Raw genomic sequence first — 24,189 nt, 5'->3', positions numbered from 1 at the left:
TCGCCGTTGATTCAGCTTGTCCTTTTATTCCAGTCTCTATTCCAACCACAGCAAGGCATCACCGGGGCTGACCGGTCGCCCCGGCTGGCAGCCGATGCGTTTCACCCGACCAGACTGCGGCGCGCTAATCGTCAGCTCCATCTTCATGGCTTCGACGATAATCAGCGGCTGTCCGGCTTCGATGGCATCCCCCACGTTCACCAGCACTTTCCAGATGTTGCCGTTCATATCCGCGCTGACCTGAAACGCGTCTTCGTCGCTCTCTACAGGAGCGGCAGAAACCACTTCCTGCGGCGTGCTGTCATCTTCCTGCTGCCACAACGCTACTTCCGTTTCAAACGCCGAGGCCTGACGCTGGCGGAACGCGGTAATATCGTCGGCCTGCTCCGTCAGAAAACGCGAGTGTTCAGCAAAATCAAACTCGGTTTCTTCGATGCGGATCGCCGCGCGTCCTTCGCGGAAGTCATCGCGCAGCGCCGTCAGTTCGGCTTCGCTGACCGGATAAAACCGCACCTGATCGAAGAAGCGCAGCAGCCACGGTTCACCCGCGATGAATTGATCGTTTTTGAGGAATTTGTTCCAGATAGGCAGCGTGCGCCCCACCAGTTGATAGCCGCCCGGCGAGTCCATGCCATAGATGCACATGTACATCCCGCCAATACCCACCGTGCCTTCGGCAGTGAAGGTGCGTGCAGGGTTGTATTTGGAACTCAGCAGACGGTGGCGCGGATCGACCGGCACCGCACAAGGCGCGCCAAGATAAACATCACCCAATCCCAGAATCAGATAGCTGGCATCGAAAATGATGTCGCGCACGTCATCACGGCGTGGTAACCCGTTAATGCGCTGAATGAAATCGACGTTATTCGGCAGCCAGGGCGCGCTCGCACGTACGGTCTCGCGGTAGCGTTCCACCGCGCCGAGCGTGGCGCGGTCTTCAAACGCCATCGGTAAATAGACGATGCGCGACGGCACTTTCATCTGGCTTACGTCGCCAAGCTGACGTTCCAGATGAAGCAGCACGTCCAACAGCGACCGCTGGCGGATAATTCGGCTGTCGTAGCGCACTTGTAGCGAACGCACGCCGGGCGACAGTTCTTCTATTCCCGCCGTCTCAGCAGCGCGGATCGCCACCATCAGCAGATGAATACGCAGCCGCAACGCCAGATCCAGCACGTTATCGCCGTATTCGATCAGAATGTAGTTATCTCCCGCCTGACGATACACGGCGGCTGGAGTGGTCGCCGTAGCGGGTACCGCAGCCAGCACCGTGGCGGAGCCGAATGCCGTTGTCGCCAGCGAGGGAACGTCAAACGCAGGGGCATGCGCCGTACCCAGCGTAGAAACGCAGTCAGACTGCGCCTTTTCCAGCGCCAGCGCTTCATCCGCGCTGATCGGGTGGAAACGAATACGATCGCCCGGCTTAACCTGACCAACTTTCCACAGCTCCGCTTTGGCAATGGTGACCGGGCAGACAAACCCGCCCAGACTCGGCCCGTCCCGCGTGAGGATCACTGGGAAGTCACCGGTAAAATTCACGGCGCCAATTGCGTATTCACAGTCGTGAACGTTGGAAGGATGCAGACCCGCCTCGCCGCCGTTCGCCCGCGTCCAGGTGGGTTTTGGCCCCACCAGACGCACGCCGAGTCGGTTCGAGTTGTAATGCACCTGCCATTCCGCCGCGAAAAATTCATCAATCGCCGCGTGGGTAAAGAAATCCGGCGCGCCGTGCGGGCCGTAGAGCACGCCAATGCGCCATTCGTTGCCATACTGCGGAATCAGCGCGGCGTCCACGGCCTGCGGTGCACTCACAGGCGCGGGTGTGGTGCAGGCGGGCAAGTCGGGTTGAGAAATCGCCAGCATATCTGCCACGCGCAGCGTTCGTCCGGCGTGGCCGCCAAATTCCCCGAGCGCGAAGGTCGAACGACTGCCGAGATACTGCGGCACATCAATACCGTTACGCACCGCCAGATAGGTGCGACAGCCGGACTGCGCGCGCCCCAGCGTCAGCGTTTGTCCGGCCTTTACCGTCAGCGGCTGCCAGTATGGCACCATTTCGCCATCCAGCGTCGCCGGACAATCAGCCCCCGTCAGCGCAATCACCGCCTCGTGGTGGAAACGCAGCGTCGGGCCTTGCAACGTAAACTCCAGCCCTGCCGCAGCTTCATCGTTGCCGACGATACGGTTTGCCAGACGGAATGCGAAATCATCCATCGGGCCAGACGGCGGCACGCCGATATCCCAATAGCCGAGGCGTCCGGGATAGTCCTGCACGCTGCTCCAGGTACCGGGCTGAATCACTTCAATCACCGAGGCAGATGGCGTAAAACTGTCGAGCATCCGCGTCCACACGGTTCCATTACGGAACGCATCGGTAGCGATAATCTGGCGCAGGTAATCAAGGTTAGTGGCAATACCGTGCAAACGCGTGGCATTCAACGCTTGTTGCATCTTCTCCAGCGCCAGTTCACGGGTTTCCGCGTGAACGATCAGCTTGGCGATCATCGGATCGTAATACGCCGACACCTCGGTGCCGGTGCTCACCCAGCCATCAACCCGCACGTCATCGGGAAACGCGACTTCGGTCAGCACGCCGGGGCTAGGCTGAAAGTTTTTCAGCGGATCTTCCACATAAATACGCACCTCAATCGCGGCGCCATGCGGAGCCTGCATCAGTTGCGCCCAGTCCAATGGTTCATCCGCCGCGACGCGCAGCATGCATTCGACCAAATCCAGCCCGGTGACGCACTCCGTCACCGGATGTTCAACCTGTAAACGGGTATTCACTTCGAGGAAAAAGAACGCATCGCGCTCGGCGTCGTAGATATATTCCACCGTTCCCGCGCTGCGATAGCTGACCAGTTCGCCCAGCTTCACGGCGGAGGCCAGCAGCGCCGCGCGCGTGGCGGCTGGCAAATGGGGGGCGGGTGTTTCTTCCACGACCTTCTGGTTGCGCCGCTGCAATGAGCAGTCGCGTTCGCCCAGCGCGACCACGCGACCTTTACCATCGCCAAAAATCTGCACTTCGACGTGACGCGCCCGATCGATGCAACGTTCAAGAAAGACACCTGCATCGCTGAAGAACTGTTCGCCCAAACGACGCACGCTCTCCCACGCAGCGCGTAACGCCACCGAATCTGAACAGCGCGTCAGACCAATGCCGCCACCTCCGGCAGTGCTTTTGAGCATTATCGGATAGCCGATGTCTTCGGCGGCGGCCAGCGCGTCCTCCAACGAGGCCAGCAGCGGCGTTCCCGGCGTCATCGGCACACCAGCGGCAGCGGCTAATTCACGGGCACGGTGTTTCAGGCCAAACTCGCCAATTTGCTGCGCGGTTGGCCCGACAAACGCGATGCCCGCCTTTTCACAGGCGGCGGCAAACGGCAAGCTCTCTGACAGAAAGCCGTAGCCCGGCCAGACAGCCTCGGCCCCTGTCTGCTGTGCGGCAGCCAGTACCTTATCGATACACAGATAGCTGTCGCTGGCCTTCTCGCCGCCAATCGGTATGGCGATGTCTGCGTCTTTCACATGCTGCGCGTTTTTATCCGCATCGGAATACATCGCCACGCTGGTTATTCCCAGACGTTTCAGAGTGCGTATGGCGCGACAGGCAATTTCGCCGCGGTTAGCGATCAGCACGGTCTTAAACATGGGATACCTCCTGACGGGCAAGCCAGTGACGCCAGCCGCCGAATTCGGTGATATCCACGGCATCGCTCAGCGCAGCCGGTTCGCAGATAAAGCCTTTCACCTGTCGCCCGTCGATTAACGTCAGCGTACCCATGCCTAACGGCGCGGGAATTTCTGCGACAAACTCACCAAAGCGTGCCAGCGGGATGTCCCACAGTTCGACGATAATCGCCGCGCCGTCGGTGCTTTTCGCTAAACCGGGCTTGGCCGGTTGCGTGTTTGCCAGTGCATAAAGGCGATAGTTCTCCGACGTGCGCGTCTCTTCTACCCGCACGGCATCGCGGCGGGTCAGTTGGTGATTGAGCGGCATGCCCGTCAGGTGTGCGCCAACAACGGCGAGGCGAACGTGCAATGCCGAAGGCAGCAAAGTGCCTGATACGGCGGGCAGCGCTTTTCCCGTTGCGCCCAGCGTGAGCGCTAATTGCGCCTGCCAGCGCAGGCCGAAGCTGGCTAATGCGCGGTCGTGCCAGGCGGGCGCAATCAACGTGATCCCTGCCGGTAAACCATCAGTACGGAAAGGGGCTGGTAGCGCCAGCGCCGAGAGATCGGCCAGATTGGTAAAGTTGGTGTAAGTGCCCAACTGGGAGTTGTAGCGCACCGGTTCCTGCTTCATCGCCTCACGCGTGTGGATCGTCGGCGAGGTCGGCACGACTAACGCATCGAACGACGCCAGCGTCTGCTGAATCTGTCGCGCCAGTTCGGCACGCAGGTACTCCGCTTTAAAGGCCTCTACCGCGCTGAAACGCTCGCCGCTCGCCACAATGCCGTGCACCACCGGATCCATGTTTTCTGGCTGCTGTAGCATGTCGCCCACCGCAACCGTGCGTTCTGCCACCCAAGGGCCTTGATAAAGCTGATCGGCTAGCTGCGTGAAGATACTGAAATCGATGGGGTGCAGCGTCGCGCCCGTCGCTTCTAATTCGACCAGCGCCTGCTGCCATGCCGCCTGTGCGACAGCGTCGGCAAAAAAGGTCGGGTCGCTGGGGATAGCAAAGCGCGGCTTCGCTGGCAGCGCCGCAGGCGCACTGGCGGGATGACAGCGCGAGTAGGCATCCGTCTCATCGTACCCGCCAGCCAGTTCGGCGACGGTAAACGCATCCTCGACGGTCAGCGCAAACACGGAAATCGTGTCATTCAGGCGACAGGCCGGTACGACACCGCTTGCTGATAGCCACCCTTTCGTCGGCTTCAGGCCGACAATATTGTTAAATCCAGCGGGAACGCGCCCCGATCCGGCAGTATCCGTTCCCAGCGCAAAAGCAACCAGCCCACGCGCCAGCACCGAAGCCGATCCCGAACTGGAACCCCCGCTGATGTATTCGGCGTTAAAGGTATTCGGCACCACACCAAACGGCGAGCGCGTGCCGACCAGACCAGTCGCAAACTGATCGAGGTTGGTTTTGCCTACGACAATCGCCCCTGCCGCTTTCAGTTTGGCAACGGCAGTCGCATCCTTATCAGCCAGATAGGTAAAGGCCGGACACGCCGCGCTCGTCGGTAAGCCCGCGACATCAATATTGTCTTTGACGGCAAAGGGAACGCCGAACAGCGGTAGCGCGTCTGGGTTTTTACGATACTGAGGCAATAGCGCCGCGATCTGCGCCTGAAGGTGTTCAGGTGTCGCCAGCGCGATCCAAGCCGGATCGTCCGGCGACAAGCTGGCGAGCAGCGCGCCCAGTGTCTCGCCCACGCGATCGGCCTGCTGTTGGTAATGCTGTTTCCATTCCTGAAGCGTGAGTCCTGTCATTCTTGGCATGATGTGAATCCCATCTGGTATACAAGATTGAATTCACTAAAGCGAAAACCATGCCAGCTTTTACCCTGTTGATTTTTATGAGATTAGACTGAAGTGCTCAATTTTCATGCACAAAAAGGGAACAACCGTGCGCCATCGCAGAGCACGGTTGCAAAAAAGAGTGGGTCATTGATATACGGATAATACTACTCTCAGGCGATCTTTTTCGCGTCCTGCTGCGCCAAAATTGACAGTTCTGTCGCCTTGAAGATATGCGCTTGCGACATCGCGATTTCGGTACGCTCACGGCAGTCACGAAGAAAATCTGGGAAAAAGGGGCGTTCGACGCTGCCTGCGGGGGTGAAGCGCTGTTCGCCCTTGCCATTCACCAAATAAACGACGTTGCTTTCTCCGCGCGTTAGATCGACATATTTCCTGATTTCGATATAGCCTTCCGTACCCAGTATCGTCAGACGACCGTCGCCCCAGACGCTCAAGCCATCTGGCGTAAACCAGTCACAGCGGAAATAGCCGGTTGCCCCATTGTCGCCCAACAGCATAGCATCGCCAAAATCCTCAAACTCTGGCTGGTGCGGGTGGTGATAATTCGCCGTTTGGCTGGTCACCACTCGCGCGTTGGTATTGCCGGTAAAATAGAGAAACTGTTCAATCTGGTGAATACCGATATCGCAGAGGATCCCACCGTACTGACGCTTCTGATAAAACCAGTCAGGCCGCGCGCCGCGTTCACGGTGTGGGCCAACGCCGATTGTCTGAATCACTCGCCCGATTTCGCCCCGTTGCACCAGTTCACCGGCAAACAGCGCGCTATCCACATTGATTCGTTCATTAAAGTACACGGCAAACTTGCGGCCGGTTTCCGCTACCCGACGTTGGACGGCATCCAACTGCTCCAACGTGGTCAGCGGCGGTTTGGCGGTGAAGAAATCTTTGCCAGCATCCAACGCGCGCAGCGCCAGTTCGGCTCGGTCGCTGGGAATGGCGGCACAGGCAATAAGATCGATAGACGCGTCGGCAATCAGTTGTTCCGCAGAGTCAGCAAAAGGGACGGAGGGGAAAAGAGAGATGAATTTTTCCCGACGATTAATATCGGACTCGAACACGCCAACCAGTTCCGCGCCCGCATCAACCAGCTGCCGACACATGTCATAAATGTGGTTGTGCGCTAATCCAATCGCTGCAAATCGCCTCTTTTTCATCTTCACTTCCGCCGATACCGTCATGCCGAACGATTACAATAAGGCGGAAACCGAGCGGACTAAAGACAAAAGCCGCGTAACGCGTTAGAATTTTTCCTGTTTTTTTAACATATCCACATTTTCCGCAACGTAACTAAAGATAACCATGAAAAGAAAACGTATCCTGATCCCCCTTATCATTCTGATCCTGTTTGTGCTCTATCTGAATCGCGATGCGTTAAATCCGCTTGCGCCGGACTGTAAAAACCTCCCGGCGAATCAACCCAAACCGGAAGAGTGTAAAAAACCCGTGAAAGAAGTTGCACCTGGTTTTGAAATTTAGCTAACGTATCAGCATGGAGTGGGCGGTTTAGTGCTTTTGCCGCCTTTTCGCGTTCATTTTCAGGCAGATCGCTCAATAGTGCCGACCATGTCTCCAATGCCCTGCCGTTACTGTGCGCCGAACTATCGATCGCCTGAAGATCGACGGGCGGTTTGGGTTCCGCAATGAGTGAACGGTCTGCAACGTTCGGCACCGCAGGCAAAACACGAATGAGTGCCGTCGTAGTGCGTTCAGTGGAAACTCGGCGATGCCTCGCCAAAATCGATTGAACGCGAGCCTGACCGCATCGCTGGCGATACGCCCTGCTGTCCACCCGGCCGACTCGCCTCGGTATTATGCTGTGCAGCCGAAGACGCGGCACTTCCCCAACGGCTTCCGCCCTCAATACGATTGATCATTCACGTCCCCATTCTGCTGTTGTCAGGCTTAACAAACGGATCTCCCGCATCATCCGAACACAGAAAGGCCTGCAAATTTGCCGATCGCGGTATGAGTGGAGATGAGTGGCGTAAAACTACGATAAGTTCCTGACAATATTCAGGGGCATTTGATAGTGATTGGCGGCTTATTCATTTTTTATGGAAATCGCTTTCCACAGAATATTCTCGGAATGATGGCGGGAATAAGTCAGATAACAGATTAACGGTTGTTCAATCACATATCATTATCATCACTAACGTTCAAGAGATACTTCCTATGGCCTGACAACCCTGATCTCCGCCACACCTATTCCTGACTCTTACAATAATCAGACGAAATGATTACAAAAAATTTCAAAGAGTAACCAAATGTGTGATCAACATAAATGAAACAACGTTTTCTTTTCACCATAATGCCACTCACCCTAATTATCAAGTCTACTGATAATTAGATGAACCAGTAAATCTCGGGAATTATCAACATTCACTCATCAGCATAAGCCATTTCGCTGATTGAAATACTCATCAGCCACGTCGTATATAAGGAGTCATCGATGCATTGATAGCGAGCTGATTTACCCAGGGAAAAAGCCCTGCCTGACATTATAAATGGCGTCATCATCATTTCTGGTGATTCTATTTTTACGCCCAAAAAATGACATCCACTGTCTGGTTTTAAAGATAGAGACTGCGCTCGTCAATAATATTATTTATTCATCAAAAAAGAGAAAGATAGAATGAAAGTATACACACGTAACCTACTCATCGTTTGTGCCGGATTCACACCTTTCCTCACTCAGGCAGAAACCGACGGCAAAACCACTTTCCAATATGAACATAATTGGAAGACAGAAGACCGCCGCCACTCAGACTCCATTAAGCTCATTCATAAGAAAACCAACGGCTGGTCGTACGAAGTCAAATTCAGTACGTCAGCAGGCGGGAACAGCAACTACGACGTTGCCTATGATGACATGCAGGGCGGCTCTGGCGGCATGGTGATCGGGAAGGACTTCAAGCTAAGCAAGGCCGCCACCTTAACGCCTAGTTTTGAATTCTCCATCGGCAATGCCACCATGATGTATCAACCGGGGCTGAAATATAACTACCGCATTAACAGCGACTGGTCTACTTATGGCCGCTACCGCTATGAATATAAAAAGCCCTCTCGCAGCTCACGCTATTCGACTATTTCCACCTCTGACAAATATGGTTACGCAGGGGAATCTTATTTATCAAAATCCGACACTGGTCGTCATCGTCTGGATGCAGGGGTAACGTATTCTGGCTTGGATAATATTAACCTGACTTACGTCTTTAACTACTACATCGGTGATAACACCACAAAATCGTATAAATATAGCAAGGGTGAATTCACAGAAAGAGAATACGCGGTTTACGATAATGGGAAAACGGATTATGAACATCAGTTCAAAGTTCAATATAAGTTAAACAAACAGCTAACTCCTTACATTGAGTATGATGATATTAGCCAATCCAGCACATCATCAAGCCGTCAAGGGAAAATCAAAGTTGGTTTCAACTACGTTTTCTAAGAAACACAGAATTTTATAAAGGAAATATGCCGTATTTCCTACCATGTTGGTGAAAAAATGAATTCATGAATGAATTTTGTCTATCAGCGCACAGTTTTCATAATTAACGATCAATATTAATGGTGCCCATAATGAAAAAACGCTACCTTGTGGCCGGTATTCTCTTTGCCCAAATTTATGCTATTTCCGCGTCAGCCTCTGATACCAAACTCAGCTATGAACATAGCTGGGGAACCATGAATCGCTATCACGGTGATGAAATTGGTATGCGGCATTTTATGGATAACGGCCTGTACGTTGGCGTTGAGTTGAATTTTTATAATAAGAATAAAGATCTGACCATCGATGATGTCGTCTCGAATTCTTATGCTTTTTATACCGGCTATGCCTACAGCTTAACGCCTGAATTAACCCTGACGCCTAATCTGGAAGCGCGCTTCTATTCCGGCGGCACCAGCGGTGAAGGCACTGTAGGCGACATCGGCGCTAGCCAGAGTTCCGGCGCCCGCTATACGCCAGGTTTGAAACTGACCTGGGCGGTTACTGATAAGACGGATCTTCATGCGCAATATCGCTACGACCTCAGAAAAATCACCCGCAGCAAACGTACCAGCACGGATGATGACACTCACCGTCACCGCTATGAAGCGGGCGTTGCCTACAAAGGTTTCGACAATTTCACGCTGGTGTACACCGCTTACTACTATCACGCGGATTACGTGCTGCAAAACAACAAAAAACATGACTATCAACAGGATTTCGACGTGGCTTACACCATCAACGACAACTGGACAGCCCACGTTGGCGTTGAAGATGTCGCCAGCGGGCGCGATGTGAAATCGCGTGAAGGGAAAGGAAAGGTCGGCTTCACCTATACGTTCTAACAACGACTTACCTTTCTAAAACAGCTTACTGTTGCACCATATTTCTCGGGGATCCTGTTCATCAAGCGGGATCCCTTTATTACAAGCATGAATCATCACAGGTAAATAAAATGAAAAAATTTGCGCTGTCGCTCCTTGCGGGTCTGGTCGCTTTACAGGCCAGCGCCGCGACGCCTGACCGCCTCACCATCGTCAATCAGTATGTGGATAACGTGCTGACCAAAGCCGGCGACCACTATCACGGCCAGTCGCCCACGCCATTACTTGCTGATGGTGTCGATCCTCGCACAGGCAAACAGATGGAGTGGATCTTCCCCGATGGTCGCCACGCCGTGTTATCCAACTTTTCCGCACAGCAGAACCTGATGCGCGTGCTGGTCGGGCTCAGTAACCTGAGCGGCAACCCCAGCTATAAGCAACGTGCCGAAGCGATTGTGAAATACCATTTTCAACATTATCAGGATGAGAGCGGCCTGCTGATTTGGGGCGGCCACCGTTTTGTGGATCTAAAAACGCTGCAACCGGAAGGCCCCAGCGAAAAAGAGATGGTGCATGAGCTGAAAAATGCCTATCCCTACTACGATTTGATGTTCAGCGTCGATAAAGACGCAACCGCACGCTTTATTCGCGGTTTCTGGAATGCGCACGTTTATGACTGGAAGATTATGGAAACCAGTCGCCACGGTAAATACGGGCAAAAAATAGGTGCGCTCTGGCAAAGTCCGTTTGAGCAACAGCCGCCCTTCTTCGCCACCAAAGGCCTCAGCTTCCTGAATGCGGGGAACGATCTGATCTATTCCGCATCACTGCTGTACAAATACAATAAAGAAGACGGCGCGCTGGTCTGGGCAAAACGTCTGGCACAGCAGTACGTGCTGCCACGGGATAAAGCGACCGGACTCGGCGTGTATCAGTTTACGCAGGCGCTGAAGCGCGATGAAACTACCGACGATGCCGATACGCATTCCAAATACGGCGATCGCGCCCAGCGTCAGTTTGGCCCAGAATTCGGCCCCACTGCGCTGGAAGGCAATATGATGCTGAAAGGACGCACCAGCACAATCTATTCCGAAAATGCGCTCATGCAGCTCCAGTTGGGTAAAGATTTAGGGGCGGAAGGCAAAGAACTGCTAACGTGGACAACCGATGGCCTGAAAGCCTTTGCCAAATATGCCTACAATGAGTCAGATAACACATTCCGTCCGATGCTGGCTAACGGCAAAGATCTTTCCAACTACGTTCTGCCGCGTGATGGTTACTACGGCAAAAAAGGTACCGTGATCAAGCCTTATCCTGCGGATAATTCATTCCTGCTTTCCTATGCTCGCGCCTATACCGTGTTACCAGACGCCGAGCTGTGGCGTGTCGCACGCGGCATCGCTCGCGCACAGGGGTTAGGTGAGTTAGGTTCAGCACCGGGTAAAGACGTTAAAGTGGATCTCGCCACCAAGAACAACGATCCTTACGCTCTGTTCGCGCTGCTGGATCTGTATCAGGCTAGCAGAGTGAAAGACTATCTGTCGCTGGCGGAAAAAATAGGCGATAACATTATCAGCACGCGTTATCAAAACGGCTTCTTTATGGCCGAGCCCGACAGACAATATGCCGATGTCGATACCATCGAGCCTTATGCCCTGTTAGCGCTGGAAGCGGCAGTGCGCAATCAGCCACAGTCCATTGCACCGTTCCTGAATGGTGCCGGCTTCACCGAGGGTGGCTACCGTATGGAAGATGGCTCAACTCGCGTGTCCACTCGCGATAACGAGATTTTCCTGTTGAACGTTGGCGAAACCTTGAAACCCAACAACAAGAAATAAGCGTTAATCCTCAACATGCCAATGGTGGTTCGCTGCCATTGGCAACTTACTCATAAAATTGGACACGGTAACTACCTTGAAAGTTATCGATACCAGGTATCCCCGTCGAATTTTCAGCTCTCTATTACTATTTTTGGTTGCCTACAATTCAAATTATTTAGGGTATATATTTATCACAGCTTAAAATAGGCTTGTTTGACTAAATTTCCTGGGTGCCAACAAGCTGTTTTACGACGATTACCACCATCATTTAATGATGTCGCATAAAAATATTCAGCATACCGTCTATTTTTTATAATAAACATATCACCCACTCTAGATATATACCACATGCATGCATCATCAATTTCATTCTGAACTCCAGGTATCCAACTGCATACAGATCTTCTATTATCTGTAACATAATAACTTGCGTACATAAACTCTTTATAGAATGTATTGAATAAATAAACACCTTCATCTGCCTGTATGACTTTCCACCTTCCCTGTGAGACTTGCTGTCCTACTGTTTCCCAACCAACAATCTTTCTCATATTATTAGCATTATTTTTTACAACATCATCAAGTAATGATGAGGCGTAAATATAATTATTATATTCCGTGTTATATATATCAATCAAGTTTGCATTGTTAATGATTGTATGATCGTTAAATTTAACTATCGCATGAACAATATATTTACAGTTATCGGGAAAATCCATCGGAATTATTCCCAAGTAAGGAGTGTCATTAATAGTAAGTTCCGAGTTTATACCAACACCATCCATTAAATACGTATATATTGATTCATTTATATAGTTAGATAACTTGAAATTTGTTTCAAAAATGTCACTGGTTGGATTTATACTCAAGAAAGTAACGAATGTAACATCATCTACCTTTTTATTGGTTGATGTTGCTAAAACCAAATGTGATTCGATTTTTTTGATTTTTTCATTTGGATAGTTAGTGAAGATCTCACCATCACTGTAATCCTCTATCTTCATCTGGTCCCATTGAAGTCCATCTAATCCATTAACTCGAGAAACGATTACCATTTTCTTTCTAACATCGACTAATTTGGGTGTTCTACTCTGTTGCCATATATATTGCTCATACCCTCTAATATTAGAATTAAAGCAATCTCTGAATTCAGAGTCGGTAACTCCACGATAGCTGTTATATTCTTTCTGTATAGATAACAGTATTGTTTCCAATGGATGTTTCTCTAAAAAAATCTTACAAATTGATAGTACATCAGTCAATTTTATGTTTAAATCATATTCTCCATGATACATCCAAATTATACAATCGCTACTGTTCTTGATGCTACAACGAAGATCTAAAAATCGAATACCATTATTAAGTTGGTCTTCTATGCTCCAATTCTGGGTTCTCACCCATCCTTTTTTTACAGCGTTAGTATATGTGTATGTACAACTGTCGTGAGTTCCTGGTATCGACATCTTATTTAATGATGTATTATCTGGAATACTAGACATCCAATCTGTTAGACCCAGATTAAATCCTCCTAAAAATTTCCAATTTGCATTGTTTTCAGGTTTTGTCGGGAAATAGCGATAACCAACTGATGGATTCCCTGAACTCAAAAACTGAAAATAGTACCTATATTCCGGATAATAATAGATATCGCCAAAAAAACCTGCCTCATTCCACATTTTGGGATTTTGATATGAACCTCTTGGATAAATTCCTATGGCACTACATTGAATATTTTGTTTTTCATTATTATTCATTTTTTACCTTTTTATATTATTCTTGAACTCATTAAACGTCTGAAATTACATCTATTTATTGGAGAAGAAACTAATTGGTAAGGTTTTGTGTGCATCACTATTTAAAAAATTTAAACGGTAAGACTAAACCCTAAGAGAACTAAAAACCGCCCAACTTCTGCTATGTTCCTTACCATGCTTGTCAAAGCAGATAGAAAATCAGCTATCCAGTTGATCAATAAAAGATATTATCTCTACAAGATCGGCGTCATCATTATTTATATCATCTTTCATGTTTTCTATTTTTGCATTGAGCGGGGTAAGTATTTGGTTAATATCAATGATATTAACCACGGTTCCATCCAAAATCTTTTCCGTAAAATTCAATCGATTTATCAAATAACCATCACAAAGCCATTCCTCATAAGAATCCGGCCCCATACAAGCCATAATATATACACTAGGATCCATAATAAATGGTGATGAAGAAGGTGCTGACTTAACACAGCCTTCATATTTTTTCGTAAGCAAGTCATATTCATAATTAAGTTTATTAAGTTCTGATTTTATATCTGAAACCCCATGGGTGAGCTCCACTCTAATATCTTTAAGCTTACTATCACATAAATTTATAATGGGGATTTGTTCTTGACAAAACGTCAGAACATAAGATAACAAATTATTATAAACATCCTTTGATCTGTTTTTTTTGTACTCCGAAATTAAATTATTTGAATTGTTTATGAAGTAGATTAATTTGTTAGGCAATGCATTAAGCAAAGGAAATTGATTGATATTATAATCTAAAATCACCATATATGTACCAATATCAGAAAACATTATCTTCAACGAGTATTCTTTCCATTGCTCACAATACTCTTTTAGGCTATTTATTGTATTTCCTGGCATAACTCCCCCATTAATAAATGGATAGTATTAAGTAAGCACCAACATACACGGTGCTTACTTATTAAAATATTATTATGCGGCAGATGCTTTCGTTGCTTGTTCTAACTGGTCAGAAACAGAGGTTGTTTTATCTGTTGTCGGTTGAACTTGCATATACTGGCTTTTAAGAAGCTTAGCAGATTCTTCTATCGGTTGATTCGCCGATTTATAAGCAATAAGATGTTCTGTGAAACTCTCATCACTATCAGCATCGTTAAGATTTTTGTTTAGAATTTCAAGATTTGATGCCAAATCAGTCCATTGCTTTGAGATGTCAACCAGCGCTGTGGCCGCATCATTTGCGTGCTGAACTAAGCTTAGTAGTTGACCATTTACCGCTGTGGCTTGGGAGCTTTCTTGCTTCAAGCTATAGATTTCAGCTAGAAGTGTATTTTTTTGTTTATAGCAGTCAACCAGCGAAATAGTTGATGCTGCCTCCCCTGCAATGCTAGTCCCCACCACTCCCACACCTACCACAATAGCTGCGGTTGCCGCCCCTCCCGTAAATACCTCTGTCGCTGCACCAACACAAACCAAGACTGCACCACCAAGGATGCCGATTGCACTCAGAACTGATCCAGCAGTTAATTCATTAATTCTTTTATCAAGATCGGCGACCTGATTATTCAAATCGGTTATTTCACCTTTGTCTCCCGTAACAGCCGCTTGTACCTTATCGTTAGCACCAGAAAAATCACCAGACGATTTGGTAATATTTTCTCTGAAATCATCACATTGCTTTTTATAGTCTTCAGACTGATTCTGATATACTCCGCATTTTTTATGGATGCTATTTATAGATTCTACAACATCCTCTCTAGCAATAGAGTTGGGATAGAGTTTAATCGTCTCATCCGTGCGGTTAAAAACATCTAAAAGATTGTTCAAAGTGACTAAACATTGATTTTGGACGTTATTTATATAATCATTCGCATGATTGATGGCATCAGCTAAACTATCATTTAGATCTTTCTGTAAACTTTTTAAATGAGGATCAGCACTAAAATCAAATTTAGGCTGCTCGGTTAAGGCTAAACAATAACCGTTTACAATTAGAGCACTACTGACTTGATTATTACTATCGTTAATCTGCTGATCTGCTCTTTGACGCATATCAACGTATTGTAAAACGTGTTGAGTTTTCATATATTTATCCTTTTGTTTAATTTAGTTATTACTTATGTACATTTGATCACTGACATATTTTGCATAAACACTTAAATCAGCCCATAATTTAGATAATGCATTAGAATCACTCTCACTCATATTTAACAAACTATCTTTTAGATCACTATACTTAGAGTAAACATCCAACCACGCTTTTTCTGTATCCTCAGCCTTTGGATGAATCTCTTTATAATAATTATTAAAATCATTTGACTGTAACTCAATCGTTGTTGCCATAGCTATGGCTGCATTTTCCTTTGCAAGGGTTTGGTATAATCTGTCTAATTCAACAATATTTTCATTTATATCATCAAATATTTTTTTAACCTCGACCTCATCAGATCCAATATCTGCAATTATTTTTATATCGTCTGTCGGATCTTTTTTTAGCCCGTTCTCCCCTCTGGAAAGATTACGTTTTTCCACGCTATTATCTTTCATTTTTTTATTTGCCTGAAGTGGCATAACGGCATCTTTCAAATATTTAACGACTATCTTACTAATGTTTTTTCCAATGTCTTTATTTATTTCTAGTATTTTGTCAAGATCTTCTGACATTTTTTCCTGACACTTTTTAATCTCCGCCCTTGTTTTTTCTATTCCGTCAGAACCTTGTAATTCAGATATTCTATTTTGAATGTTATTAGAAAAAAAATTCGTAATATCACTATAATCATTATCAAATTCAGCTGTAACGGTGACAGAGCTCTCGTAGATATCATTGATTTTCTTTATAATAGATGATGCTAATTTAGCGTCATCAGCGATACACTGAAAACCGATTGATATATAATTACTGTTAATTCTAATTAACTGAAGAAAACTTGAAACTTTAGAATAAGAAATATTATTAAAATCATGAGCATAATTTTTAAATGAACTCTGCGTAAATATCAGAGAATTTTTTAAATTCAGATCAGTTACGTAAAGATCCACATTCTCTTGCTCTTCAATCAACAAAGATTGCTTGGTGTTCTTTATTGTCTTACTCATTAACGAAAAAATCGCATTTTTAACCGACTCAAAATCTAAGTCAATAAGATTATTATCTTCACTCATTTCATTCACCATAAACATGATTAAGCATTACCAGAAGGATAAATGCATTAATAATTTCACTGCTATTTATTTATTTTGATTTAATTCTTTTGATAATGGATATTTGAAAGTTCGATATATCTCCTTTAGCCATGAGCTAACCATGAATCAACCCCAGCCCCATATCAGCCACTTTTATTTTACGGAAAAATAAAAACCAACATCCCTAGAGACATTAGTTTCGATTAAATGAGAATGCTTCTGGATATTACCAAACATGGTGAATTAATCAATAGAGCAATAAGACATTTGCTAAATTTTAGGTACAATTATAATGAGGCTGCTAAGTGAAGTGATTTATTAACCGTAAATAGCTTTGAATACTCTGCGGATAATCAAATAAATTAAATGGCCTGTAGCAGTTAATAACTTCATCCTTAACTGTAGTTTCTCGAAAAATCAATAGGTGCTGGCTTCAATCTGCTTGAGAATGGTGATGGTCTGGCACCAGTAAAGCAGGATCTTTTCATAAAGAATCTCCTGTATTCAGATTACGAGAAAGTTCCACTTATAAACACTCTGCTTTTTCGGGGGGATTCCCTCCCCAGCTTTACCATTCACAGAACGAGAGCACCATAACAAAGTGTGATGTTATGCTTATACATAGTGCAATGCTGACCACTATTAATGTGATCAGCATAGGTTAAAGGTTCTCAAGTGCTAGTTAACCAGAGGCACCTCTGGGTTCACACCAAGCCAGCCCGGCGTGGGTTCGCCTTTCGCTTCACCGACATACAGGCTCATCTGTGCGCGGAAGCGCTCGACCGCACCGCGATCGTACATGAAATCAGCAAATGCCTGCGGACGAGTGTTACGGTATTCCCAGATATGTTTGTAACCTACTGGCGGCTCAACGTCGGTGCGCACCGACCACATACGCGAGACCTGAGTCTGCGTTTGCGGATCCAGCACCCAGCTCAGGTACAGCTTGGCACTTTCCGGGTGTTTCGCCTGTTTGAAGATGGCGGCACGTTGCGCCCAGGAGACAAAAGGATCGGACTTCGGCAGCACAAAGCGGGTCACAGCATCGGCTGCTGGCACAAGTGCACCGGAACTGGTAAAGGTCGCGCTGTATTTTCCTGTCGCGATTTCAGCGCCGGGCACGTTGGTGCCGCGCACATAGACGGGATCCTGCTCCTGCAATTTTTTCACAAAATCCCAGCCGTATTTATCCACGACCAGCTTGTACCAGAACAGTACCGCATCGTCGTCGTTCGGATAAGCCAGAATCAAATTGCCTCTCAGGTTGGGACGAAGGTAGTCATTAACTTCACGCGGCCAGGATTTTTCATCCAGAAGCTGGGTATTGACCAAATTACTGAATGCGATGACATAGGCACCGGTCCAGGCACCATCTGCATCACGAAATTCCGGATAAATTTTGTCCCAGCCACGCGCTTTGTAGTTCAGTAGCACACCTTCTTTTTTCCAGCGTGGGAAATTCTGCACCGTTTGCAGTTGCACCACATCAGGAATCAGGGTGCCAGTCGCCAGTTGGTTATCAATACGGGCGTCATGGTATTTGCTGTAATCGACAATCACATTCAGTTTCATGCCGGGAAAACGTGTCTCAAACGCCCGCTTGAAACCAGCCTGCTGTGACTGCACGTCGCCACCAGCATAAACGGTAACCGTACCGCCTTCTCTCAACGCACTCTGATAGATTTGATCCAGCGAGCGCGTCTCAATTTCAACGCCCGCCTGACTTTGCCCGACGCTGAGCCCGGCCATCATGGCCAGCATCAGCACTGTTTTCTTCAGGTACTTCCCAGTGTATTGCATTGTGATTTCCTTCACTTAATGAATAAAACCCGTACCGACAAACGACAGATAGCAGCCGTTAAAACGGCAACGGTCTAACCAGCGGATCGCGAATAAGCGATCCGCTGGATTGGATCGACGATAGGCGATAGGCGATCGTCAAAAGTAAAATCAGAACAAAAGCGCATGAGCCTTCGTCGCTATACATCCTGTTTTTCAAGGCTAAAATCCCTATTCCTACTAGGGATTTTAGCCTCTATTTTACAGGATTAAATAACAACGTATACGAAGAAAAAAAGAACAATATAGTTAAAAATATTGAATGGATAAATCATTGTATTCAGTTCAGTCACGGGATAGATGAAAACATAGGTGGGATATTATTTACCTTATAAATAATTTTAATTTAAATAGTATTATTCGGTAATAATTAAATTTGTAATGACAGCCTAAATTATTACGCATAATTTATTTTTCACCTACACTTTATTTGCAACGTAATACATTTGTGATAGCTGAATTTAATACAGAATCAAACTATTTAATAGGAATATATTTAATTTCAACTCCATTTTTAAAGATAAAAAGATATCTCCTGATGATATAAAAAGCTAGCCAAAGTCTCCTGACAGGTCATATCAGAACACTGGCGCAGAAATGTACTCCGCCCCGGAAGTACAGGATGCACTAAACAGCGCCCCTCAATCTTGTAGTGGCACAGTAAATTTGGCCACCTGATTAAGTTACGCAGGTAAGGACGAGGCCCGGCGACAAATCGGCGGTTATATCCTGAATTACTACAATAGCGTCAGACCTCATCATTACAACGGGGGCTAACACCGGAAGAATCAGAGAACAGATACCATTCTTACTGTAAAACTGTGGCCAGTATTACTTGACCACTACAGAACGACTCTGCTCCGACTGAACAGAAAGGGGGAGCACTGGTTCAGAAGACAGGAACTGAAGGCCAGTAATAAACCGGAATATCTCGGGCCGGGTACATTCGCCCGTGCAGAGTATTCCCGTTGTGACGGTCATTTTTACCTGCATAAAAAAGAGGCGAAAGGCAGAAAGCATCACCATGCCCGCTGCCGTATTAAGCGTAAGTCGCAGGAGCGCGACGGGCGCTCAGCAGCTAAAGACCCCTGGCTTATTTTCAGCAGTACAGATGAATTTAAGCCGCGTGAAGTGATGAAAATTTACAGCCGCAGAATGCAGATTGAACAGAATTTTCGTGACGAGAAAAGCGAACGCTTTGGTTTTGGTCTGCGTGCCAGTCACAGTGGTACGGTAGGACGCCTGTTGGTACTGAGTCTGCTCGCGACGCTGGCAACAGCAGTTCTCTGGCTTTTGGGCTATGAAGCTGAAAATAAAGGACTACACCTGAAATATCAGGCCAACAGCATCAAATCGCGGCGGGTAATCTCGTATATGACGTTAGCGGAGAATGTCCTGCGACACTCTCCGCTAATGTTAAGACGAACGGTGTTGAACACCGTTCTTAACCACCTCGCCAAAACCTATCGAAGTATGGTGTTGGTTTATTAGCGCTGATTTTGTGGGGATCCCTCAGCCAGTAACCCCTTCAAATAATCTTTATCAGTTTTTATAAGCGATCCCGAATATTTGAAAAAATTAATGTAGCATTATCACAGGCACTCAGTGAATGCCTGCTGTAATGCCTTATTTGATAACTGAGTTATCGATAGTCCTAATGGCTGTGCCATCTTGCTGCTTAATGATGTTTAAGTGGATGTTATCAGATTTACGCGCTGCCAAGACGTTAATATCTTTTTCATCATCACAATTGAAATCACCTTGTAGCGATAATGCCATAGCCTTCAAAGAGTCATCGGTAGAGAAAGGGACATACGACACAACGTTATCTTTATTAATGATTTTGACGCCTACTGCTCCAGTGACATCATTCTGATACAGATTGTAAACCTTGCCGTTGCGTGAGTCGGTGTCGACAAATACTTCAGTGCCGAGTGCTTTAGCACTCGTAATAACAATAGAATCAATATCTGAACCGGCTGACCCTGTATAGGATGATAGGCTCGTGTCTACGATTTTTAGATAGGCAAATGAATCTTCTGTCGAATCAATAACGTCAACATCATAGCCAATAACTGAACCACGAGTTGCGACGATACTGTCCGGCTCAGGATTGATCTCAGTAAATACCGCAGTAGCCTTGATCCATAAATTGCCATCATTAGAAACATAAGCATCCCATGATTCGTAAATCCCAACTTCATAAATATAAAAATCAGCGTCTGCTGTGCCACTTTTCTTAATAGCGTACGGAGCAAAACCGACAACCATACTGCCTGCTGAACCAAGAGATAATGACGCATTACCGATACTGTAAACAGTAGGCTCCCCCAAAACCCGCTCTGGCACTTTACGATTTGAGTCTACATTTTTCCCTGGAGTATAACTGATGACCTCTGTAGCAAAACCAACTGCATTGCCTGGGATATCAGGATAGCCTTTATAGGTCTCGGCAAATGCTGAAACCGAAAACAGGCACATTAACGCAATAGCGTATTTTTTCATTTCACTTCCTCTTGATAAAAGATCCCCACTATTGCGAGGAATAAATGGATTCCGTTCTACGTATTCCAGAAAGCTGATTGTTAGCTTGATCAATTGCCGTCAATAGCGGATCAATCCAATAAACAACCTGCGCATATGCCAGTCTGCAACCGGTGGCAGTGGAACCAATACCGGCTGAGTCAGTTCCGTTGGTAATGGAATGCATTGCGCTGGCACGTAAACGGTACGTGTAGCCAAGCAACCGCTCAGTAACATCATCGCTAACGCACTGACGACCGACCGGGTCACATTTGATAATTGTCCTGTAAACAGTCTGCGTTTCATCTGAATTCACTTTAATATTTGTGCTGTGCTGTGCTGTGCTGATCTGATGGGCAATTTCATTGTGGACGTCGTGATATTCCAGAGCGAAAATCACCGCTAGTGTGAAAACTCCGTATAACACCGCCTCCAACATTATTTTTCTCCAACAACCGCCCGTATACGCAACGCGTATCAACAAAAATACTGACTTCTACATTCAAAAAGTCAGAGATAAAAGCGGATCGATATGGGATTAGGGAACTGAGCCAACCTTTCACGAACAGCGATTTCTTTCAGAAAGGCTTTATCGCGATCGAGGGATCGACACTCAGAAACTACCAGGTCACAGATCGAGGAAAATGACTGACAAATATAACGATGACAGAGGTAAGGATTAGGTGATTATCGGCACAAAACTAGCCTAGTTATTGAACGGTTTTGGGGAAACATTTTGGGGAAAGGTTTTTAACACAAAAAATAAGGGGCCAATCGAGGCCCCTATTGTTAACCCATGCTTAACACTGGATTACATGTTATCGATGATGTCTTGCGCAAACTCACTACATTTCCGTAGTTTAGCGCCTTCCATCAGACGTTCGAAATCGTAAGTCACGGTCTTGTTCTTGATCGCGCCTTCAACGCCCTTAACAATCAGGTCAGCCGCTTCGAACCATTGCAGGTGACGCAGCATCATTTCAGCAGACAGAATCACAGAACCTGGGTTCACTTTATCCTGACCTGCATATTTCGGTGCCGTACCGTGCGTGGCTTCAAACAGTGCACATTCGTCACCGATGTTCGCGCCCGGTGCGATACCGATACCGCCAACCTGTGCCGCCAGGGCATCAGAAATGTAGTCACCGTTCAGGTTCATACAGGCGATCACATCGTATTCAGCAGGACGCAGCAGGATTTGTTGCAGGAATGCATCGGCGATCACGTCTTTTACCACGATCTCTTTGCCGGTGTTCGGATTCTTGATTTTCACCCACGGGCCACCATCGATCAGCTCACCGCCGAATTCTTCACGCGCCAACTGGTAACCCCAGTCTTTGAACGCGCCTTCGGTGAATTTCATAATGTTGCCTTTGTGTACCAGCGTGACGGAATCACGGTCGTTGGTGATCGCGTATTCGATAGCGGCGCGAACCAGACGTTTGGTACCTTCTTCGGAACACGGCTTCACGCCGATACCGCACTGCTCAGGGAAACGGATTTTACTAACACCCATTTCTTCACGCAGGAATTTGATCACTTTGTCTGCTTCAGCAGAACCCGCTTTCCACTCGATACCTGCATAGATGTCTTCGGCGTTTTCGCGGAAGATTACCATGTCGGTCAGCTCAGGCTGTTTAACCGGGCTAGGTGTACCTTCGTAGTAGCGTACCGGACGCAGGCAAACATACAGATCCAACTGTTGGCGCAGTGCAACGTTCAGAGAACGAATACCACCGCCGACTGGCGTTGTCAGCGGGCCCTTAATCGCCACACGATATTCACGAATCAAATCCAGCGTTTCTTCCGGCAGCCAGACATCTTTACCGTAGACCTGCGTGGATTTTTCACCCGTGTAGATCTCCATCCAGGAAATCGTGCGCTTGCCTTGATAGGCTTTCTTCACGGCGGCGTCAACGACGTTGATCATGGCTGGCGTTACATCGATACCGATGCCGTCACCTTCGATAAACGGAATGACCGGGTTGTTTGGAACAACCAGTTTACCTTGAGCATCAACCGTGATTTTCTGACCTTCTGTCGGTACAACTACTTTGCTTTCCATTAACCTCTCCTTCGAGCGCAATTTTGTTAATGACTTGTAAGATACGTGTCAATACTACTTGAATATTTAGCCCGCGCCAATCGCAAACCATTTGAGTATAATGCTTTTGTTATCCGCGACTATAAAGATGATGAATAAATTCTCTGTTAAAAATCACAAAGTTAAACGATTCAGCTCACAGCCAGCGAGAAAAAGGCCGCCTGACAACGCGCCGCGCCGCATCGTTTTGTTCAATAAACCCTTCGATGTGCTACCGCAATTCACTGATGAAGCCGGGCGTCGCACGCTGAAAGATTATATTCCGATTAGCGGTATTTATGCCGCCGGGCGTCTGGATCGCGACAGTGAAGGCCTGATGATTCTCACCAATGACGGCAAGCTTCAGGCACAGCTAACCCAGCCAACGAAGAAAGCGGCCAAAATTTACTATGTGCAGGTCGAAGGTATTCCTGACGCCGCCGCACTGACGTGCTTTCGTACGGGCCTGGACCTGAATGACGGTAAAACGCTGCCCGCAGGAGCGGAGATCGTACCGGAACCCAGCTGGCTGTGGCCGCGTAATCCGCCCATACGCGAGCGTAAAAGCATTCCAGACTGCTGGTTAAAAATCACGCTGCATGAAGGTCGTAATCGGCAAGTCCGTCGTATGACAGCGAATATCGGGTATCCTACATTGCGTCTGATTCGATACGGTATGGCCAATCAGACCGTAGAAAACCTGTTACCCGGAGAATGGAAGGAGATAACGGATGTTTAAACCTCATGTGACAGTCGCCTGTGTGGTACAGGCCGAAAACCATTTTCTGGTCGTCGAAGAGTTAATTAACGATAAATTATTGTGGAACCAGCCCGCGGGCCATCTGGAAGCTGACGAGACGTTGATTCAGGCGGCAAGCCGTGAATTGTGGGAAGAAACGGGCATTCAAGCCACGCCGCAAAGCTTCTTGCGTCTGCACCAATGGATCGCGCCCGACAGCACACCGTTTCTGCGCTTTTGCTTCGCGCTCGATTTGCCTACGCGGGTCGAAACTCAGCCGTACGACAACGATATCGAATGCTGCCGCTGGCTGACCGCCGAGGAAATTCTGCATTCGCGCCAGCTTCGTTCACCGCTGGTGGCCGAAAGTATTCGCTGCTATCAGCAGCCAGAGCGCTATTCGTTAACCGTATTGGGTGCGTTCAACTGGCCTTTTTAGACAGAAGTCTGTT

At 47.4% G+C, this 24,189-nt stretch carries 17 protein-coding genes and 3 pseudogenes; 8 read left to right on the top strand and 12 right to left on the bottom strand.

Annotated elements, in window-relative coordinates; all coding sequences use genetic code 11:
• Window positions 1-36: 36 nt before the first annotated feature.
• From uca to JFY74_10390, 3 genes are all read right to left on the bottom strand, one after another.
• A complete protein-coding gene (uca, locus tag JFY74_10400; GenBank protein QQG30387.1) occupies window positions 37-3,651 on the bottom strand; it encodes an urea carboxylase in 3,615 nt (1,204 codons plus the stop codon).
• A complete protein-coding gene (atzF, locus tag JFY74_10395) occupies window positions 3,644-5,446 on the bottom strand; it encodes an allophanate hydrolase (protein ID QQG30386.1) in 1,803 nt (600 codons plus the stop codon). The genes uca and atzF overlap by 8 nt, the downstream gene beginning before the upstream one ends.
• A gap of 191 nt (window positions 5,447-5,637) precedes the next feature.
• Window positions 5,638-6,645 (bottom strand): Gfo/Idh/MocA family oxidoreductase, encoded by a 1,008-nt coding sequence (locus JFY74_10390; protein ID QQG30385.1) that lies wholly within the window; start codon window positions 6,643-6,645, stop codon window positions 5,638-5,640.
• Between the two features lie 145 nt (window positions 6,646-6,790).
• Between JFY74_10390 and JFY74_10385 the strand changes: the two genes are divergently transcribed.
• Window positions 6,791-6,967 (top strand): hypothetical protein, encoded by a 177-nt coding sequence (locus tag JFY74_10385; protein QQG30384.1) that lies wholly within the window; start codon window positions 6,791-6,793, stop codon window positions 6,965-6,967.
• A 16-nt stretch (window positions 6,968-6,983) separates the two neighbouring features.
• Here the strand turns inward: JFY74_10385 and JFY74_10380 are convergent.
• Window positions 6,984-7,365: pseudogene (locus tag JFY74_10380) on the bottom strand (type III effector HrpK).
• Between the two features lie 758 nt (window positions 7,366-8,123).
• On the opposite strand from JFY74_10380, the gene JFY74_10375 reads away from it, so the two are divergent.
• The 3 genes from JFY74_10375 (at window position 8,124) to JFY74_10365 (ending at window position 11,643) form a co-directional block, all read left to right on the top strand.
• Window positions 8,124-8,942, top strand: a complete 819-nt coding sequence (locus JFY74_10375; GenBank protein ID QQG30383.1) for a porin — start codon at window positions 8,124-8,126, stop codon at window positions 8,940-8,942.
• Window positions 8,943-9,073: 131 nt separating this feature from the next.
• Window positions 9,074-9,826: a porin gene (locus tag JFY74_10370; GenBank protein QQG30382.1), complete on the top strand. Its 753-nt coding sequence runs from the start codon at window positions 9,074-9,076 to the stop codon at window positions 9,824-9,826.
• 110 nt (window positions 9,827-9,936) lie between these two features.
• Window positions 9,937-11,643 (top strand): pectate lyase, encoded by a 1,707-nt coding sequence (locus JFY74_10365; GenBank protein QQG30381.1) that lies wholly within the window; start codon window positions 9,937-9,939, stop codon window positions 11,641-11,643.
• A 173-nt stretch (window positions 11,644-11,816) separates the two neighbouring features.
• On the opposite strand, the gene JFY74_10360 is transcribed toward JFY74_10365, so the two are convergent.
• From JFY74_10360 to JFY74_10340, 5 genes are all read right to left on the bottom strand, one after another.
• Window positions 11,817-13,379 (bottom strand): phosphatidylinositol-specific phospholipase C domain-containing protein, encoded by a 1,563-nt coding sequence (locus tag JFY74_10360; protein ID QQG30380.1) that lies wholly within the window; start codon window positions 13,377-13,379, stop codon window positions 11,817-11,819.
• Between the two features lie 198 nt (window positions 13,380-13,577).
• Window positions 13,578-14,267: a hypothetical protein gene (locus JFY74_10355; GenBank protein QQG30379.1), complete on the bottom strand. Its 690-nt coding sequence runs from the start codon at window positions 14,265-14,267 to the stop codon at window positions 13,578-13,580.
• Between the two features lie 72 nt (window positions 14,268-14,339).
• On the bottom strand, window positions 14,340-15,452 hold the full coding sequence (locus JFY74_10350; protein QQG30378.1) for an HBL/NHE enterotoxin family protein: 1,113 nt from the start codon (window positions 15,450-15,452) through the stop codon (window positions 14,340-14,342).
• Between the two features lie 21 nt (window positions 15,453-15,473).
• A complete protein-coding gene (locus tag JFY74_10345) occupies window positions 15,474-16,532 on the bottom strand; it encodes a hypothetical protein (GenBank protein ID QQG30377.1) in 1,059 nt (352 codons plus the stop codon).
• A gap of 699 nt (window positions 16,533-17,231) precedes the next feature.
• A complete protein-coding gene (locus JFY74_10340; GenBank protein QQG30376.1) occupies window positions 17,232-18,353 on the bottom strand; it encodes an extracellular solute-binding protein in 1,122 nt (373 codons plus the stop codon).
• Window positions 18,354-19,076: 723 nt separating this feature from the next.
• On the opposite strand from JFY74_10340, the pseudogene JFY74_10335 reads away from it, so the two are divergent.
• Window positions 19,077-19,231: pseudogene (locus JFY74_10335) on the top strand (IS3 family transposase).
• Window positions 19,232-19,367: 136 nt separating this feature from the next.
• A pseudogene (locus JFY74_10330) lies at window positions 19,368-19,883 on the top strand (transposase).
• Window positions 19,884-20,018: 135 nt separating this feature from the next.
• Here the strand turns inward: JFY74_10330 and JFY74_10325 are convergent.
• The 3 genes from JFY74_10325 to icd all read right to left on the bottom strand — a co-directional run bounded on the left by JFY74_10325 (window position 20,019) and on the right by icd (window position 22,980).
• Window positions 20,019-20,897 carry a cell envelope biogenesis protein OmpA gene (locus tag JFY74_10325; protein QQG30375.1) on the bottom strand — a complete coding sequence of 293 codons (879 nt, stop codon included), beginning with the start codon at window positions 20,895-20,897 and terminating at the stop codon, window positions 20,019-20,021.
• A 28-nt stretch (window positions 20,898-20,925) separates the two neighbouring features.
• Entirely contained in the window at window positions 20,926-21,399 is a 474-nt protein-coding gene (locus JFY74_10320; protein QQG30374.1) for a phage holin family protein, read from the bottom strand.
• Window positions 21,400-21,726: 327 nt separating this feature from the next.
• Complete coding sequence (icd, locus tag JFY74_10315) at window positions 21,727-22,980, bottom strand: NADP-dependent isocitrate dehydrogenase (GenBank protein ID QQG30373.1); 1,254 nt, start codon at window positions 22,978-22,980, stop codon at window positions 21,727-21,729.
• A gap of 100 nt (window positions 22,981-23,080) precedes the next feature.
• Here icd and rluE point away from each other — a divergent pair, with 100 nt between their 5' ends.
• Entirely contained in the window at window positions 23,081-23,737 is a 657-nt protein-coding gene (rluE, locus tag JFY74_10310; GenBank protein ID QQG30372.1) for a 23S rRNA pseudouridine(2457) synthase RluE, read from the top strand.
• Entirely contained in the window at window positions 23,730-24,176 is a 447-nt protein-coding gene (locus JFY74_10305; GenBank protein ID QQG30371.1) for an NUDIX hydrolase, read from the top strand. Before rluE ends, JFY74_10305 begins: the two co-directional genes overlap by 8 nt.
• Window positions 24,177-24,189 lie beyond the last annotated feature (13 nt).

The organism is Pectobacterium carotovorum, from assembly GCA_016415585.1.
In the GTDB taxonomy this organism is placed as follows: domain Bacteria; phylum Pseudomonadota; class Gammaproteobacteria; order Enterobacterales; family Enterobacteriaceae; genus Pectobacterium; species Pectobacterium carotovorum_K.
Note: the sequence above shows the minus strand (reverse complement) of the source record. Positions and strands in the feature narration are given on the sequence as shown.

Excerpts from the sequence above, each read along its gene's own strand:
- JFY74_10360 (QQG30380.1), bottom strand. The coding sequence starts at position 13,379 with ATGAATAATAATGAAAAACAAAATATTCAATGTAGTGCCATAGGAATT.
- atzF (QQG30386.1), bottom strand. The coding sequence starts at position 5,446 with ATGCCAAGAATGACAGGACTCACGCTTCAGGAATGGAAACAGCATTAC.
- JFY74_10350 (QQG30378.1), bottom strand. The coding sequence starts at position 15,452 with ATGAAAACTCAACACGTTTTACAATACGTTGATATGCGTCAAAGAGCA.
- JFY74_10325 (QQG30375.1), bottom strand. The coding sequence starts at position 20,897 with ATGAAAAAATACGCTATTGCGTTAATGTGCCTGTTTTCGGTTTCAGCA.
- JFY74_10305 (QQG30371.1), top strand. The coding sequence starts at position 23,730 with ATGTTTAAACCTCATGTGACAGTCGCCTGTGTGGTACAGGCCGAAAAC.
- JFY74_10375 (QQG30383.1), top strand. The coding sequence starts at position 8,124 with ATGAAAGTATACACACGTAACCTACTCATCGTTTGTGCCGGATTCACA.
- JFY74_10365 (QQG30381.1), top strand. The coding sequence starts at position 9,937 with ATGAAAAAATTTGCGCTGTCGCTCCTTGCGGGTCTGGTCGCTTTACAG.
- JFY74_10370 (QQG30382.1), top strand. The coding sequence starts at position 9,074 with ATGAAAAAACGCTACCTTGTGGCCGGTATTCTCTTTGCCCAAATTTAT.
- JFY74_10355 (QQG30379.1), bottom strand. The coding sequence starts at position 14,267 with ATGCCAGGAAATACAATAAATAGCCTAAAAGAGTATTGTGAGCAATGG.
- icd (QQG30373.1), bottom strand. The coding sequence starts at position 22,980 with ATGGAAAGCAAAGTAGTTGTACCGACAGAAGGTCAGAAAATCACGGTT.
- JFY74_10390 (QQG30385.1), bottom strand. The coding sequence starts at position 6,645 with ATGAAAAAGAGGCGATTTGCAGCGATTGGATTAGCGCACAACCACATT.
- rluE (QQG30372.1), top strand. The coding sequence starts at position 23,081 with ATGCTTTTGTTATCCGCGACTATAAAGATGATGAATAAATTCTCTGTT.
- uca (QQG30387.1), bottom strand. The coding sequence starts at position 3,651 with ATGTTTAAGACCGTGCTGATCGCTAACCGCGGCGAAATTGCCTGTCGC.
- JFY74_10345 (QQG30377.1), bottom strand. The coding sequence starts at position 16,532 with ATGAGTGAAGATAATAATCTTATTGACTTAGATTTTGAGTCGGTTAAA.
- JFY74_10340 (QQG30376.1), bottom strand. The coding sequence starts at position 18,353 with ATGCAATACACTGGGAAGTACCTGAAGAAAACAGTGCTGATGCTGGCC.
- JFY74_10385 (QQG30384.1), top strand. The coding sequence starts at position 6,791 with ATGAAAAGAAAACGTATCCTGATCCCCCTTATCATTCTGATCCTGTTT.